13 protein-coding genes are annotated in these 17,297 nt (G+C 39.5%); 4 read left to right on the top strand and 9 right to left on the bottom strand.

Annotation, left to right across the window (positions count from 1 at the left end):
* Window positions 1-3 precede the first annotated feature (3 nt).
* The 3 genes from ACQKFO_RS05425 to ACQKFO_RS05435 all read left to right on the top strand — a co-directional run bounded on the left by ACQKFO_RS05425 (window position 4) and on the right by ACQKFO_RS05435 (window position 5,266).
* Window positions 4-3,063: an efflux RND transporter permease subunit gene (locus tag ACQKFO_RS05425; RefSeq protein WP_427597299.1), complete on the top strand. Its 3,060-nt coding sequence runs from the start codon at window positions 4-6 to the stop codon at window positions 3,061-3,063.
* Between the two features lie 131 nt (window positions 3,064-3,194).
* Entirely contained in the window at window positions 3,195-4,646 is a 1,452-nt protein-coding gene (locus ACQKFO_RS05430) for an MDR family MFS transporter (protein WP_427597300.1), read from the top strand.
* A 125-nt stretch (window positions 4,647-4,771) separates the two neighbouring features.
* Window positions 4,772-5,266, top strand: a complete 495-nt coding sequence (locus ACQKFO_RS05435) for a DinB family protein (RefSeq protein WP_427597301.1) — start codon at window positions 4,772-4,774, stop codon at window positions 5,264-5,266.
* Between the two features lie 76 nt (window positions 5,267-5,342).
* On the opposite strand, the gene ACQKFO_RS05440 is transcribed toward ACQKFO_RS05435, so the two are convergent.
* The 5 genes from ACQKFO_RS05440 to ACQKFO_RS05460 form a co-directional block, all read right to left on the bottom strand.
* Complete coding sequence (locus ACQKFO_RS05440) at window positions 5,343-6,137, bottom strand: ABC transporter permease subunit (RefSeq protein WP_427597302.1); 795 nt, start codon at window positions 6,135-6,137, stop codon at window positions 5,343-5,345.
* Window positions 6,138-6,153: 16 nt separating this feature from the next.
* The gene (locus ACQKFO_RS05445; protein WP_427597303.1) at window positions 6,154-6,945 is read right to left on the bottom strand and encodes an ABC transporter permease subunit; all 792 of its coding nucleotides are present in this window, start codon (window positions 6,943-6,945) and stop codon (window positions 6,154-6,156) included.
* A 6-nt stretch (window positions 6,946-6,951) separates the two neighbouring features.
* The gene (locus ACQKFO_RS05450) at window positions 6,952-7,836 is read right to left on the bottom strand and encodes an ABC transporter ATP-binding protein (protein ID WP_427597305.1); all 885 of its coding nucleotides are present in this window, start codon (window positions 7,834-7,836) and stop codon (window positions 6,952-6,954) included.
* Between the two features lie 27 nt (window positions 7,837-7,863).
* Window positions 7,864-8,484, bottom strand: coding sequence for a TetR/AcrR family transcriptional regulator (locus ACQKFO_RS05455; protein WP_427597306.1), 621 nt, complete (start codon window positions 8,482-8,484; stop codon window positions 7,864-7,866).
* Window positions 8,485-8,790: 306 nt separating this feature from the next.
* Entirely contained in the window at window positions 8,791-11,955 is a 3,165-nt protein-coding gene (locus ACQKFO_RS05460) for an SNF2 helicase associated domain-containing protein (RefSeq protein WP_427597307.1), read from the bottom strand.
* An 812-nt stretch (window positions 11,956-12,767) separates the two neighbouring features.
* Between ACQKFO_RS05460 and ACQKFO_RS05465 the strand changes: the two genes are divergently transcribed.
* On the top strand, window positions 12,768-13,385 hold the full coding sequence (locus ACQKFO_RS05465; protein ID WP_427597308.1) for an acetate uptake transporter: 618 nt from the start codon (window positions 12,768-12,770) through the stop codon (window positions 13,383-13,385).
* Between the two features lie 143 nt (window positions 13,386-13,528).
* On the opposite strand, the gene ACQKFO_RS05470 is transcribed toward ACQKFO_RS05465, so the two are convergent.
* The 4 genes from ACQKFO_RS05470 to ACQKFO_RS05485 form a co-directional block, all read right to left on the bottom strand.
* On the bottom strand, window positions 13,529-14,443 hold the full coding sequence (locus ACQKFO_RS05470; RefSeq protein ID WP_427597309.1) for a ferritin family protein: 915 nt from the start codon (window positions 14,441-14,443) through the stop codon (window positions 13,529-13,531).
* Between the two features lie 81 nt (window positions 14,444-14,524).
* Entirely contained in the window at window positions 14,525-15,487 is a 963-nt protein-coding gene (locus tag ACQKFO_RS05475) for a GNAT family N-acetyltransferase (RefSeq protein WP_427597310.1), read from the bottom strand.
* A gap of 327 nt (window positions 15,488-15,814) precedes the next feature.
* Window positions 15,815-16,675: a permease gene (locus ACQKFO_RS05480; protein WP_427597311.1), complete on the bottom strand. Its 861-nt coding sequence runs from the start codon at window positions 16,673-16,675 to the stop codon at window positions 15,815-15,817.
* Window positions 16,676-16,878: 203 nt separating this feature from the next.
* A complete protein-coding gene (locus ACQKFO_RS05485) occupies window positions 16,879-17,199 on the bottom strand; it encodes an ArsR/SmtB family transcription factor (RefSeq protein ID WP_427597312.1) in 321 nt (106 codons plus the stop codon).
* Window positions 17,200-17,297 lie beyond the last annotated feature (98 nt).

Raw genomic sequence — 17,297 nt, forward strand, 5'->3', positions numbered from 1 at the left:
TTCATGTTGAAAGCTATTTTAAACCGTTCCAAAATCACACTGATTTTTGTCTTGTTGTTTGTGATTATCGGTATTTTTACTTTTTTACAATTACCACAGCGGGAAATACCTGAAACAAGCGTGAACATTGGAACGGTCAGCACCGTTTATCCAGGTGCAACCGTTGACTCTGTTGAAAGGACGGTAACCAATCCCATCGAATCTTCTCTGCAGTCCATCGATGGAATTAAAGAAATCAGCTCCTCCTCTTCAGCCGGTTTCTCTACTATTATTGTAGAGGTTGAGGATGGAGAAAACAAAAAAGAAGTGTTTGGAGATGTGCGACAAGCAGTTTCAGAGGCCTCAACCTCTTTTCCTGACGAGGTATTCGATCCGGAAATTAACGAATCCACGGTGAAAATGCCGATTGTTTCCTACCACCTCACAAGTGAGAATAAGGAATCCCTCCTTACTCTTCGTGAAGAAATGAACCGTTGGCAGGAAGAAGTCGAGGAAATCTCGGGTGTTTCCAGTATAACGGTAAAGGGATTACCTGAAGAAGAAATTGTCATAGAATTAAAACAGGATGAACTAAAAGAATCCGGACTCAATCCTTCTACTGTCATGAGTGCGATTAATGATGAATACTATCCTACTCCTCTAGGAAAACAAGAAGTCGATAAGGAAGTCGTTCAATTAACGGTTGATCATTACTCAACTCTTAATGAAATGAACGAGCTTTTTGTTGGCAAGAATCCTGATGGAGAATCGGTCTTTTTACAAGATATAGCAAACGTTGAAATTGCTCCTAAAGAGGTTAAAGATATTGTCACATTTGAAGGCAAGCCTTCCCTCTCCTTTACAGCATTTGTTCAGGCAGGGGAAGATATCCCCTCTGTGGATGAGAAAGTAAGCGACAAAGTGGATGAACTGGCAAAATCTCTTCCTACTGATGTGAATCTTGAACCTTATTACTCTCAAGCCACGATTGTAACAGACATCTTTGATGGATTATTTATGTCCCTTGCTATTTCCGTTGTAGCTGTTATCTTGACAACGGCATTGGGACTTACCGTTTCTGGAGCGTTCGTGGTTGCACTAGCCGTTCCGATTTCCGTCCTGATGGGGTTGATTCCACTGCCATTTTCCGGTGTGGATCTTAATCAGATCTCCGTCATCGGTGCCATCATTGCTCTCGGTATCCTTGTGGATGACTCAATTGTTGTGAATGACAATATTCAACGTCGCTACAAGCTTGGTGATCGTGCGCTTATTGGAGCCGTAAATGGTGTCAAAGAGATCTGGGTTTCGATTGTGACCTCTTCTCTTGCCATTGTATTCACGTTCCTTCCTCTTATATTTTTATCAGGCGGAAACGGAGCGTTCATAAGAGCATTGCCGACTGTGCTGATAACGACGATTATCGCATCAACACTTGTTGCCCTGATCTTTGTTCCGATCATGAGATACCTGCTATATAGTAGAACAACGAAAAAAGTACCAGATGCACCCGGTTTATTAGGAAAACCATTGAATAAGTTGGCTGACTTTTATGCTGATACTGTTCTGAAGAAGTTTTCCAAGCGACCTTTAGTGGTATCTGCCATCGGCCTTGTCTTCACAACCGCTATCTTTGGTCTTATCGCCCTTACACCATTTGAATTCTTCCCGTCAGCTGATCGTGAGGAAGTAACGGTGGATGTAACATTGCCAATCGGTACAACGATTGAAGAAACAGCAAGCACTTTAGAAGACATGGAACAACTATTAAAAACGGATGAGGGTGTCTATGAAACCTCGGCTTTTGCTGGTTCAGGACTACCTAACTTATTTAACAGCTCTCTTTCGAATTCCGGCCAAAATACAGGTCAATTGGTTGCGAGAGTCGATCGTGAAAGCCAAACGGCTCAAGGTCTGATTGACGAATGGACTGACAAACTTAGAGAAGAATATCCTGATGCGTTGATCTTTATGGAAACGATCCAGCAAGGTCCTCCGGCAGGGGCTCCTGTCACAGTAACGGTTTCTGGTCCTGAGATGGATCGATTAATTGAACTTCGTGATAAGATTTCAACTGAAATTGAAAAACTCGATACTGATCTAGTCGTTGATAATGTTGGAGAAATGGAGCCCACAATTGAATATGTTCCAAACCGCGAGCTTCTCCAGGAAAATGGTATTACAATCAATCAGATCAGCCAACAACTCCGATTGGCTACAGAAGGCATTCCGATGAAAGCCTTTGATAATGGTGTCACGAAACGTGCTATGACACTGGTATTAGAAGGAAATGATGATGAAGTGAATTTGTCTTCTCTAGAGGTTCCCGCTGAAACAGCTAATCCCGCTGGACCACCGAAGCTGATTTCCCTTGGAGAGCTGGTTACTCCTGAGAGAAAAGAAGAACTACAACTCATCCCTCATAAAGACGGAGAGCGTGCAATCACGATTCGTGCTTTTCCTGAGAATGAGGAAAACTATAAAGAAAATGTCCAGGATATCGTGAAAGATGTACGAGATAACCTTGACGACAACAATTATTCCATTACATTGGGCGGGGAAAATGAAGCTCAGAATGACTTCTTCGCGGAAATCACAGTACTATTTACAATTGTCATTTTCCTTGTGTATTTAGTCATTGCTCTTCAATTTAATTCATTATCACTTCCGTTCTTAGTTCTTGTCGCTGTTTATCTTGCGATTGCCGGTGCAATTCTCGGGTTATTTGTTACTCAAACCCCGATCAGCTTCCTGGCTGTCATGGGGATGGTGTCATTAACCGGTATTGTTGTGAGGAACTCTGTCGTGTTAATTGAGTTTATAGAACAAGGATTGAAGAATGGTATGCGGGTGAAAGAAGCGGTTGTGGAATCAGGACGTACCCGTATTCGCCCAATCCTACTGACAGCTCTCACGTCGATTGTGGCACTAATTCCTGTTGCAGTCAGCGGAGATGCCCTTTTTACACCACTTGCAGTTACCATTATTTCAGGTATCCTGTTCTCTGCTGTATTAACTCTGATCATAGTTCCGATGATGTATCTTGTCTTCCACCGATTTAGAAGAAGAAAGAGCGAAGCATAAGAATATCTTAGAGGTGTGTCCATGTGACACCCCTCTTTTTTCTTGATTTACGGAACAATTCCCTTGAGAAATCATTCAAAATCAAGCATTATAGATAAGTATTTTATTTTAATCTTTAATGGAGGAACAACATGTCATCACAAATCAATACAAAAGCGATCCTCATTACTTTTATGATCGGTGCTTTTTTTGCCATATTAAATGAAACGTTGTTAAATATCGCCCTAACGGAATTAATGGCTGTATTTAACGTCGATGCTCCCACGGTTCAGTGGTTAGCAACAGGGTTCATGCTAGTCATGGGTGTGCTGATGCCTATCTCCGCCCTGCTTATCCAATGGTTCACGACTCGTCAAATGTTCATCGGTGTGATGAGCGTGTTTCTTCTTGGCACAGTGATTGCTGCATGTGCCATGAATTTCCCTATGTTACTTGCCGGCAGGATGATTCAGGCGGTTGGGACCGGTTTACTCATTCCTGTCATCATGAATGCCTTATTATTAATTTACCGACCGGAAGTCCGTGGTAAAATCATGGGTACGTTCGGACTGGTCATTATGTTTGCACCAGCGATCGGCCCGACTCTTTCTGGTGTGATTGTCGACTTGTTAGGGTGGAGATGGTTATTCATTACGGTCATCCCCTTCGCCGTGTTCTCAATTCTATTCGCTCTGAAATATTTACAAAATGTTGGCGAAATCACGCGTCCCAGTGTGGATATCTTGTCCATTATCCTTTCTTCAATTGGTATTGGTGGAATTGTTTATGGATTTAGTTCAGCGGGGGAAGAATCTGCCGGGTTTACATCTCTGAAAATTATCGTGATTATTTCAATTGCGGTTATAAGTTTAGTACTATTCGTCTTACGTCAGTTAAAGCTTGATGAACCACTTCTCGATGTTCGTGTTTTCCGATATAAAAGCTATGCGAGAGGAGTATCGATCTTCGTAATTGTCATCATGGCTATGTTTGCATCCGAAATCGTCATGCCAATGTACTTACAAGGACCTCTCGGATATTCTGCAAAAGCAGCCGGATTATTATTACTTCCCGGGGCCCTCTTAAATGGTCTGATGTCTCCAACAATGGGATCGTTATTTGATAAATACGGCCCAAGAAAACTCATCATCCCAGGAACCTTAACTTTAGTAGGAGTAATGATATTCTTTAGCACGATAAATCCATTTACACCGATCTGGTTATTCGTCCTTTTCTACATGGTCTTGATGCTATCCATTTCAGCCATCATGATGCCTGCACAAACGAATGGTTTAAATGAACTGCCAAAGCATCTATATCCACATGGGACCGCCATAGCAAACACCCTGCAGCCAGTCGCAGGAGCTCTAGGTGTGTCAATATTTGTCAGCATTATGACACAAAGTCAGGCAGGGTATATTGAAGGGCAATCGGGTGAATTAACAGATGGACTATTAAACAATGCCATGACCTATGGTGTACATCATGCATATTGGTTTGCTCTTGCCTTGGCTGCTGTTGCTTTTCTGATTTCACTATTCATCAGAAAAGCTGTTGCTCCTGATTTTGATGGAGAAGGTGAGCAGGCTGGAAGTGATAGTTAACAATTTACCATATTACCTTTAAAGCTCAGATTCCTGAGCTTTTTTTTCATAAGTGCTATTACTGTACGTCCATCTTTCTAAAAGAGTAAAATGGATGTTGAAACAACCCATGAGGAGGAGCTTATATGGACAAACAGATCAATCTAATTGAGGACATCCGTTCTGAACTATTGAATAGTGTGAGCGGTTTAACCAATGATGAATTAAACAAAATAATGGAAGAAGACCGTTGGACAATCATGCAGGTACTGGACCATCTGTATCTAATGGAGAGATCGTTGACGAAAGCGATTCAAACAACGTTCGCCAAGGGGGAAGAACAGGAAGTGCCATCGAAGCCGATCCACTATACGGTAGACCGCACGACGAAAGTAGATGCACCTCCATTTGCCGTTCCTACTGAAGAAAGTCTTACACTTCAAGAAATGAAAGATAAGCTGTATGCTTCCCGTAAAGATCTTCTCACCTTTCTTCATACAACAAGCAAAGAAGAATTACAGAAAAAAGCGTATCCTCATCCTATATTCGGACTTATCCGATTAGATGAATGGGTACCGTTTATAGGGTATCATGAGAAGAGACATTTGGAGCAGATTGAAGAACTAAAGGCAAAATTATAAATTACTAAAAAAAGGTCTTTTCCTTAATGGAAAAGATCCTTTTTCAATACTCTCTTTATATCCTCGTACCTTTCTTCTATATATTCAAATCCCGCTTATTATAAAACATAAACGTAGATACAGCTAATACACCTATCAGAGCAAGCGAAATCCCAACAAATATTAATTCCAAACCGCCATCCATCACTGTCTTCGCTTCAAAGTACTTGAATGGTGTGAGGTATTTCAAGGCTTCGATTTTTTCGTTCAGGTCGATGGCAAAGGAAAGGATAAAGGTGACTAATAGAACGACTGTTGCTAATGTCGCGGCTTTTCCAGGCTTTTTGGTCGAAGCTGCAATGGCTGTACCGATTACTAAAAATAATATTTGTAAAATTAGCATTCCAACCATGGTCATCCCGACATCGCTGGTAATGGATTCTCCATCACTATACCTTCCTACTATAAGTAAAGAAAATGTCCATGTAATGATTGACAGAATTCCAACTTGCGTGAGAGCTGCCAACAATTTAATCCCTATTATTTTCTTCCTGGGCAAGGGTTTCACGAACAGAAACTCTACTGTTTTATCCCTTTCTTCCTTTGAAATGATTGTTGCACCAATCATCGCTGCATGAATCGTTGAGAGCAACACTATATACAGAAAGAGCACTCCATAATATCCGCTGGCCGTAGATATATCGAGAGTGCCTACGCCTAGAAATGCTTGGAGTGATTTTGGCATTTGAGCCATTAGCTCATTCATGGATTGACCTGAAGAAGAGAATCCAGCAAACTTTCCCATTCCCGAACCGATCAAGGCAATCATCCCAATACACCATATAATGAGGGATTTGCGATGGGCCTTCATTTCTCTTATAAATATGTTCATCTTGTTCCCCTCCCCTTTATACGGTATGAATATCTTTTTTGTTATAAATAATGAAGCTTCCAATCAGTGAATTGGCAATCAATAACATGCCTAAGATCAGGAATGACCATTCATATCCCTCTTGGTTCATGATATAGCTATAGTCAAAGTACTTAAATGGAGATAAATAACGAGTGGCCTCCTCAGCAGCTGCAACCATACCTATTAGAAAAAAACCAAACACGACACCGAGTGATAAGCTGATTACAGATTTCACCTTCGGAAACACAACAGCAATGATGATACCAACGGCGAATATAATCAATTGAGTGAATAAGAGAGTTAGTGAGATCAACAAGAATACATACAGACTGAAATTATCCACTTTTACCGCATTCGCCACAGTGACTGCTGCAATCACATACACGATATTTGTAAAAAGCAGCGATGTTAAAGCTGCGAGTATTTTAGAAGAAAGGATCTTCGTACGGGTTACTGGTTTAGTCAATAGAAAATCAGCTGTCTTTTCACGAATTTCCTTCGAGCTAATTGAGATTCCCAGGTTCATGGCTTGAATTGCACCGCATAGTGTGATGTACAAAAATATATAAGAATAATAACCATTTAGAGAGCCAATACTGTCCACCTGGATACCTAACGCTTTTCTTACCCCCTCTGGGAATCCTTCCAGGAGTTTTTTAAATTCATTAATTTCTTTAGAAATAGAAGGAAACATCGACATAAACAGGATCACTAAAACAACAAGTGCACCGGTCCAAATAAACGTTGACTTTCGATAAGCCTTTAATTCATATAAAAAGATATTCATAGAGGATCAAGCCTCCTTTTCATAATAGTGCATGAAGATTTCTTCTAAATCTGGCTCCTCGATCCAAAGATTAGCAATTTGTATATCGGCAATCTTCTTCATCACCGTGTTGATATTACCCCTGAACAGGAAGCTGACATGATTTTGATTCACTTCAAGATTACTCACACCTTCAAGCTCGAAGTATGATTTATCTACAACACTTTTCATTTCAAGTTTGAATTTTTTATGATTGTTTTCTTTTAACGTGCTGATTTTTTCAACTTGAACGATTTTTCCTTCTTTAATGATTGCTACTCGATCACATAGTCGCTGAACTTCACTTAAAATATGAGAAGAAAATAGAATGGTGGCTCCCTTCTGATTTTCAGCTTGAAGCAGTTCGAAGAATTTTTGTTGCATTAATGGATCCAAGCCTGATGTTGGTTCATCCAAGATAATGAGCTTCGGCTCATGAAGCAGTCCTTGAATGATTCCCACTTTCTTTTTGTTTCCTAGTGAGAGATCGTCAATCTTCTTCGTTAAATCTAAGTTCAGCACTTCAGCTAATTCTTTTATCCTCTTCGTGCAGTCTTTCTTGTAGAAGCTTGCTGAGTACTTTAGAAGATCCATCACCTTCATATTGTCGTAATAGAACACTTCAGATGGTAGATATCCTACTTCCTTCGCAATCTCTGGTGCGGACTCAATACAATCCTTTCCGAATATTTTCGCACTGCCGCTAGTCGGATGAATCAGCGAAAGGAGGGTTCTGATCGTCGTTGATTTCCCTGCACCGTTAGGCCCGATAAAACCAAAGATTTCCCCTTCTTTCACTTGGAAACTGATGTCTGTGATCCCTCTCGACTTTCCGTACGTTTTCGTTAATTCATTAATTTCAATCACATTCATGGTTTTCATCCTCCCTTTTCCTATATCTTATTTATAGAATGATGCCTTCAATAATTCGATGTAGGAATCGATTTCAGCCAGTACTTCTTCTTGATTAATTTCGTCTACAGAAAGTTTCTTAGCTTTTTGTTGTTGTTGATTGGCTATTCCTTCAAAGGTCCAATAAATAATTTGAATCGACTTTTCTACATCGACTGCTTCTTTGAATTTCGATCTATCCATATTCGAGAATAATTTTGCAAAGCTGTTCTCCACCATTTTGGCTTTAATCTTCTCGATATCATCCTTCACTTCCGGTGCTTCTTCAAGAAATGCACTGGTAAGAAAATTTATCAGATGAGGATAAACGGCAAAAAGCTCAAACTTTATCAACGTTACTGCGCGAATGGTAACGAAAATATCGCGCTCGTTCCAGTCAATACGCTCATAAATCTTCTCTGTGAATAAGTCGGATAGGTGTTCATACAGTGAAACGTACAAATCCTTTTTACTATTAAAATAATGAAATAATATTCCCTTAGAGATCTTTGCTTCCTTCACGATCGCGTTTGTTGAGGCATTTTGGTAACCATTCTTCGCAAAAATTTGAGTTGCTGCATTAATGATCCTTTCTTCTTTCTCAGGATCTATGTTCAATGTTTTAAACAATATTTTCTCTTCCTCCTTCTTAGGGACAGGCGTTTGACCAATTTGGTCAATTTCATTATAACCACTTTTGACCAGCGTGGTCAATGATATTCTAGAATAATACACCAGGCGTGCCCGGCTTGAAAAAATATGAGAGGTCCAAAAATTTTTGCTGATGAGTTTATTATAAAGATTTATTCTGTTACTTCCAGTCTTAACCTTATTGGATGTAAATAAATGACCCGCACTTGATAAAAAACCTTGCTGATGGGAAATATAAAAGGTGGAGCTTCATTATAGATGGCCCCACCTTTACAACTGCAAATCTTAAATTGATAATATATTTCTAATCTCATCTTCCGTGATGGAAGAAACGATTTTTTCGTCAGGATCGATCACCTCATGAATAAGGTGTCTCTTTTTTTCTTGCAGCTCATTCATTTTTTCTTCAATGGTTCCTCGGGAAATGAGCTTGATGACTTGTACTTCATTTTTTTGCCCCATGCGGTGGGCTCGATCCGCTGCTTGCTCTTCGACAGCAGGATTCCACCATGTATCATAGAGGATAACGGTATCAGCGCTTGTTAAGTTGAGTCCCGTACCTCCCGCTTTTAATGAAATAAGAAACAGGTCCCGTTCGCCATCATTAAATCTGTTGCACATGCCTACCCGCTCTTCAGAAGGCGTTGAGCCATTGAGGTAAAAGAAGGTCTGTCCCTTTGCCGAGAGCTCACTCCCAATGAACTCAAGCATTTTAGTAAACTGTGAAAACACCAGCACCCTTCTGCCTGAAAGCCTTGATTCTTCCAAAATCTCCATAAGCTCAATGAATTTAGCAGATGTTCCCTGGTAGCCCTCTACAAATAAACCTGGATGACAGCATATTTGTCGAAGTCTGGTTAAACCAGCCAGAATTTTGATTCTGTTTTTCCTTAAAGTATTTTTATCCAGATGCTTAAGGGTATCGTGTCGCAACTTAGCTAAATAAGCAGCGTACAATTCCTTTTGAGGCGGCAGCAATTCCACCGATTCCATGATCTCCCGTTTTTCTGGAAGTTCTGATAAAACATCTTCCTTCATCCTGCGCAGGACAAAAGGGCGAATTCTTTTAGCGATATCTTTTTTTGTAAGGCGACTGTAATCCTTAAGTCCTCGAAATAACCCCGGAAATACTACGTGAAAGATTGACCACAACTCTTCGAGTGAGTTCTCAACAGGGGTGCCGGTTAATGCGAAACGGTGTTTGGCATCGATTTTCTTTACGCTTCTTGCTGTTTGCGTTATTGGATTTTTGAACGCCTGTGCCTCATCATAAAACACCGAATGAAATTTCTGTTGCTCGTACCACTTGATGTCACTTCGAAGTAATGGATAAGAAATAATGATCACATCGATATCCTTTAATCCATTTTGCATCTTCCTTCGTTCTGATTTATTTCCATCCAGTATCACTGCTTGTATTTCAGGAGCAAACTTCGAGAATTCACTTTGCCAGTTATATAGAAGGGACGAAGGACAAACTATCAGAGCCGGAAGTTTCTGCGTCCTAATCTCATCTAACTCAGAAACAATAAAAGAAATGCTTTGGATGGTTTTCCCTAACCCCATATCATCGGCTAAGATCCCCCCGAGCCCATAATAAGACAGGGTTTTCATCCATCGATAGCCGTCTTTTTGATATTCTCTCAACATTGTATCCAAGGTTGATGGTACCGCAAACTCCATGCTGCCGGGATTCATGATATGTTGCAGGAAATCTTTATACGATTCCCCTAATTTGAACGTATGGCTCGCATCAACGGAATCAAGGTGGTGGAGACTTTGATGTAACGGCAGCTTGAGTCCCTTGATTAAATCATTTTTCTCCGCTTGTGACGTATGAAGAAATCGCTGAATATCTTGAAATTCGTTGGATTCCAGTGAGAGAAGTGATCCGTTTCGCATCCGGTAATATTTACGTTTTTCATCTAATGCCTCAAGGATCTCCATGATCTGTCGGTCAGGTATCCCATCCATTTCAAATTTGAATTCCAGCCAGTTCATTCGTTCTTTCTTCACCTTGACCCGGATTTTTGGTCCATTATTCCCTTTAGAGACACGGTTTCTCACTGCTGTAGTTGCGTAGATCTGGACAAGCTTCTGAATCTTCGTCACTCCATAGGTTAAAAACTCATATTCTAAATCCTCATTGTGCAAAAAGTAACCGCCTTCTGTTTTTCCGAAAGAGAACTCTTCCATTAATTCCAGGATGGTGTCTTCTTTCTCCACCTCTCTAATCAGTAAGGATCCCGAGGGTGGTTCGCGATTTTCCAATGGGTGAATGACCACATGTTCATAATGAAATTCAAGACCTGCCAGCAAACGATTCTTCACTCGGTCAAGATACAGCTTTGCAACAAGCGGCGCGCTTTCCAACCTTTTGGAAATTCCTTCCGCGATTGTGACTTTCCCCAATTTTTTTAAACCAATTGCAACTTTTTCAAGAAAGAAGCCTATCTGGGTTTGAGGAATGGGAATCGAGTCTGTTCCTGATTTGGTGAGAAGTCGCTTTAATTCAGAAAGACGCTTGCAATCCCTGGTGTCCAATTGGGTGATTTCCCCTTCAAGAAGAACGGCTTGATATTGATCAAGGACGACCATATTTTTTAACCCGGTTATGTGTAATCGATAGCTTCCGTTCTCATATTGGCCAAATTTGAACTCCAATGGGAGCGGGGGCTTCGATAGTTTGATCCCCTCTACCGTGTGCTGACTTTGCTCTACTATTACCCTTGGCGCATTTATAAGAGATGGTAAAAGCCGCTCCCATGAAGAAGGTGGAATGAGCAATTGTTCATTATTATTCACTTCAGATGAAGGGTTTGTTGTCTCTTCCTGGGCCACTTTTATAAGCTGTTTCATCACATTATCAGTATTGATTTCAAAGCAATGAAGTTGTTGATTGAAAATGAATGATTCTGAAAGATGGATGGGAACTCCTTCTTTGATACTCTGGAGAAACCCTCTAACTTGTTGAAGCTTGATAGAGTGGATCGTTAATTCAATCCCGAGCTTAGCTTCACCTGTTTTTAAGTGTACAGGCTTAATCAATATGTCACACTGCAGTACTTTTCTGTTTTCAAAATGCCTCTGGTGACCAGTGGGTCGTATGGATTCATCCTGAAACAAGGTGAAAAATTCTTCTGTTACTTCCATTCCTTGGCTATTTCCATTACGCTGCTCATAATGAATAGCGATGAGGACAGCAGCGATATGTTGACAATCTTTATCAAACGACGCCAGTTTGGGACAGCTGCAATCTGCATGGATATCTCCATTAGCTCCCCCTTTAACGGTTACGTGGAAATCTTCATCCCCGATAACGGTCGCTTCACAATAATTTGAACTGAATTCGTCCATTTTCACTTTATTAAAACGGTAATAGCCCTCTCCCCTTTTGAAAGAAACGGTACCGCATCGTTCTTTTATATACTTTTGATGTATGACCTTCAAGTGTCTGGTTCCTTTCTGGAAATGTTTGTATGTAAGGAAAGTTCCCTAATTGGATTTTTTCAATAATCCTATGATAACAACAATAGGCAAATTTAGAAACTGTACGCCATCGATTACTATATTAATAGAAACGTATATTCGCGAGAAGATCTACATAGACTATAAGGGAAGCGATCCGACAGAAAAAAACCGAACTATGAGGCCAGTCATAGTCCGGTAAAACCTTTAAGGAGCCCTCTACTTTTCAATATGATTCAACAAAGAAATGATGAAACTTCCTGCTTGAAATATCAGCATGAAAATAAAGTAGTTCTCCACCAACCTCACCTCCTTCTAGAGGATCGTTGTGTAAATATTTGTCCCCAGTTGATATGTATGTAGGATAGACTCAATTCATGCGTTTTTTTGTTGTGAATTGGTTGTAAGGACAAAAGGAAGAACTCCCGGATTATCTTATTGCAGATAATCCGGGAGTTCTTTAATTAGTGAGGAGGTTTTTGATGAATTTTCATACCAGGAGTCGTAAACTCGTTGAAATCGACTCTTTTGATGTGGTTTTGAGAGCTGGATAAGCGTATGAGAGAAATTTATCAGCGATACTTTAAATATATCAGCGAATTTTTCATTTTATCATCAAAATCCAAATTATTTCAGCGAAATCACGATTTTATCAGCGAAACCCACTTTTTGAACTAAACTACATCTTAAATACATCCTATTTTTATGAAAGTTATGCTTACATAATATTTTCTATTGCATATGGAGACTTTTTTATGTAAATTAGTCAAGTATGTTTAATAGGAGGTATCATCATGAATCAAACACAAAATATTCAACGAGTTCAAATAGCAACAGCCGATCCATCCGCTCTTGGACTTTTCGGATTAGCTATGGTTACCCTTGTCGCTTCTTCAGCGAAACTTGGGTGGACGGATGGCGTTTCATTTGTATTGCCATGGGCGATTTTCCTTGGAGGAATTGCACAGCTGATTGCGTGCTTTGGAGACGCAAAACATAATAATACGTTCGGATCCACTGCATTTGGAGCATTCGGCTTATTTTGGCTTGGAGTCGGAACATCATGGTTAATTTCATTCGGTGTATTTGGGGAAGCAGCGGCTGCTGCAGTTGATCCACACCAACTGGGGATTGCGTATATCGGTTATCTGATCTTCAGTATTTTCATGACCGTTGGCGCCATGGAAACACATAAGGTCTTATTCATTATTTTTGTCCTGATTGATTTCTTATTTATCGGCCTTTCCCTGTCTACACTTGGGATTGCACCTGAAGCCATGCATAAATTGGCGGCGATTTCTGAGTTGTTTATTGCATTATTCAGCTTTTACGGCTCTGCAGCAAGTGTGTTGAACACCCACTTTGGGAGAGAAGCACTTCCTGTAGGAAAGCCATTCGGGATTTTTAAGTAAGCGAAGAAAGAGATAGATGAATGCTCATCTATCTCTCTTTTCATTATTTTGTCAAAACGGGAATCAAGATGTCAAAATGAGGATCCCTTAAATTTCGATGCCTCAACCTCCCCATAAAAAAACCACCCATACAGGCGGTCACATCATCTTGCTAACCCTCTCTCAAAAGCAGCTAAATGATTTTGTGAAGCATTTCTCAATTGTGTAAAAACAATTCTTACATCTTGAGGAAGATTGTAAGTCAGAAATTTATTATACATAGCTATATTATCAATTTCACCTTGAACTCCTGCAGCGTATGCACTTTTTATCGAATCCGGAGTTGAGGTATAGGCTTGAGAATTATCTTCAGGCACTGGCAAACCATAGCGCTGGAAAAGGGTTTGCAAAGCTGTAATATGTCGCAGCTCGGCTTCTTTTATTCTTAAGAAGGTTCGAACATTACCGAAATTCTGTATGATTCGATCGTATCTAGCCTGAGCAAGGTATTCATCCTGCATGGCATAAGCAAGCATTTGAGGTACAGTGAGTGAAGTTGCCTCAAGTGCCCCTTTTGCGCCGTAATCCATTTGTCTCTCCTGTCTCCAGCTCCCTTGGTTATTGAAAAAGTAAAACAAAAACCAAACGGCATGATTTTGTTCATCTGCAGCAGCCCGACGGAATGATTCCTTTATATAGGCATCTTGGGCTCCATCAGCAATCTCTAAATAGAAATCAACCGTTTCTTGCTCGTCTTTTATGGCGAATTTAAGACCTCTTTTGTATGAATCAGGACAACTTTCTTGCAATTGAGGAGTGGGCGGAACTCCTGTTATATTCGTATAGATATCACTGAATGCTTTGAAATGGCGCATTTCATCTTTTCGAATTTCTCGAATGCGATTTTTCTCTTCTTCGGTTGGGGCCAATTTGGCAAGTTTTTTATAACAAGCAATTGCACTATATTCTCCGTTAATTGCCTTTTGTATATCTTTTATCAGTGATTGATTCTCCTGAACCTGGGAGTAACCATCTAAATGAAAAGGTTTGAATTGACGATAAAACTGATAAGGATTCATATAGAAAGACACATCTCCTTTCTGTCTGTCATTAAGTATCTTATGACTTCCGCCTAAATCGGGTGTCTGGAGATTTTCACTTTATCTCTTCTTATGTACTATTTCATACGCATCCAAAAGATCCTTCACCAGAATTTTATTGATCCTCATTCCCTCCGTCTCACAATCTATTAACTCAACATTTTTCAGATTGGAGTCTTTGAACAGGGCCCCTTTAAGATCACATCGCTCAAACCTTACAGGTTCACCCTCTTCTCCAAGAGTCGTGTCGTGAAAATAAGTGCCCCCTAACGATACATGGGCGAATTCACTATGTGAAAGATTCAAATCAGCGATCAGGGATTTTTTAAAATTAATATTTTGAAAACGTGATTCACTTAGATTGCAATTACTAAATTGAGCTCTCATTAAGCTACTGTTGCTAAATGTGGAATGACTCCCGTCGATACCATAGAAATCCGTCTCCGTCACTTTGCTCTGTTCCACTTGGAGCCGGGAAAGATCAACTTGTCTCAAGGTATCACCTTGAATGTGAATCTCCCTCGTCTCACCCGCTTCTGTAGCATCAAGTTGTAACCTTTTCTCATAGCAGAATTCATCTTCTGATTCAAAGACTTTCTTATACCCCATCTTCTCGTAAAAGAAATGATTATTCAGCTGTCTGCTAGATGTCTCAAGCTCCCAAGATTTAACCTGTGGAAACTTCTCTTCTATTAATCTTAGGGCAGCTGAACCAATTCCTTTTCCCTGGTAATCTGGATCAACGAAGATACGGTCGACTCTTCCATGGCGCTTTCCTTCTAACGTGACAATTACACCTCCAACAAGCTCTTCGTGATAAAGGATTTTGAAATAATTCAATTCATGGATCATATATTTCCCCATCTCGATGGAGTCGTAGCCTGGTGGCTGGATATTGTAATCGACTACATCCTCTGCATATGAAAGCCATTTCTCTATTTCAGCATCAAACACTTTCTTTTTTATATCTGTAAGGATTTCTGCATCTTGTATTCTTGCTTTTTCAATTGTGATTGTACTCATTTTAGCTCTCCTCTTAATCTCTTATAAATTGCTCATTAGACAACATATCTGCTATGAAATGATATTCAATTTTTACTATGTTTCAAATGACGGATTGAAGCCTCATTTCTTCACTTCGGTTTTCATTATATGGGAAATTATAACTTAAATAAAATAAAACTGAAAAAATGAAGCCCTACGTTAGAAAACGAGGGCTTCATTTTTCATTTTTGACAACATTCTTTTTTAACGATTTCTTCTTTAACTTCAACCAAATTCACTTTACAGCAATCCTTCTTTTCTTTCTGACCAATCAAACTCTTTAACCAATTCAATTTGTCCACCTCCTTATATAAAGAAAAATAAGAAACCCGACATAGTAGACATGATGAGGACAGAGCCAATAAATGCGAGTACAAGCTTCTTCTTAAAAATGCTATGGAGTAACGTCACCTCAGGAAGACTTGCTCCTGCTGATGCAATCATAAGAGCCATTACTGGTCCCAGTGCCATTCCTTTAGCAACGAGAATTTGGGAAATGGGTATCATTGTAGAAAGTCGGATGTATAATGGAATTCCGATAATCGCAGCTATCGGAACCAGCCACCAATTCTCTCCTCCTAAATAGGTTGTAATCCATTCAGTTGGAACAGAACCATGAATAACCGAACCAATCCCTGCCCCGATAATAAGAAATGGATAGACATTTCTCATAAGTGTAAGTGTTTCTCTTATCGCTTTCTTAATATCGATTCCATTCTCAGGGTGTGAGAAATTTTCTACCATGACATTTTTTAGTTGTCTTTCAAATCCAAATGCACTCAATGCAAATCCGATGATTATAGAAAAAGAAGTGGTTAAAATCGTGTATGCAATGGCTACTTTCCATCCGAGTAAATAGGTCATCAAGGACAAAATCGTTAAATCCAGTACAGGTGAGGCAAAAAGGAAAATCATCACAATGGGAAAACGAACTTTGTTTCGCAATAGATTTACGACAATAGGGATGGTTGAACAAGAGCAAAATGGTGTGACGAATGCGAAACCAACAGCAATCAGAGCACTCAACAGAGGATGGCTTCTATCCATCAGCTTCTCCATCCTTTTATAAGGAATAACTCCTTGAAGTAAATGAATCACAAAGGAAATTCCAACAAACAGCACAGTTAGTTCAAGGGCGATACTGATAAAATCTTTCAATATTGTCATTTTGACTGCCTCCAATTTAATTAATCAAATTTATTTGATTAATTATCGAAAAATATACATCAATTTTTTTTGATTAATAGATCAAAAAATTTGAATTTGATTTTTTCAAGTATTCTCATTCTCAAAAACAACTTTCCACTCCTTAAATATCAAATATTATTGATTAATAAAATCATAAGATGTCACCATGCACATTAATCACTTTATCCACGCCTAAACAAGCAGCAAAGTTGTTCTGATAACAAATGATTCAATTCAGTGTGATTTAATGTATAGTAACTCCAAGTGCCCCGCGTTTCTTTCAAGATCAACTCAGCGTCCATTAAAATCTTCAGATGGTAGGAAAGTTTAGATTGTGGTAAGTCTAATTTATCCGATAAGTCACATACACACACTTCTCTCATTTCAGTAATTTGGTGCAGGATAAATAACCTTTTTTGATCTGCTAGTGCCTTGAATTTTTTTTCATATTTACTGAAGGTTGAATCCAGTGATATATCTTTTAATAGAATTTGCTTATTCATGCTATCAGCTCCTCTTAAATCAAATTTATTTGATATACCATCACTATATGCAAGATCTTCCATTAAGTCAACAAAAATATATCAAAAATAATTGATTT

It is taken from the genome of Rossellomorea sp. NPDC071047, assembly GCF_050270195.1.
GTDB lineage: Bacteria > Bacillota > Bacilli > Bacillales > Bacillaceae_B > Rossellomorea.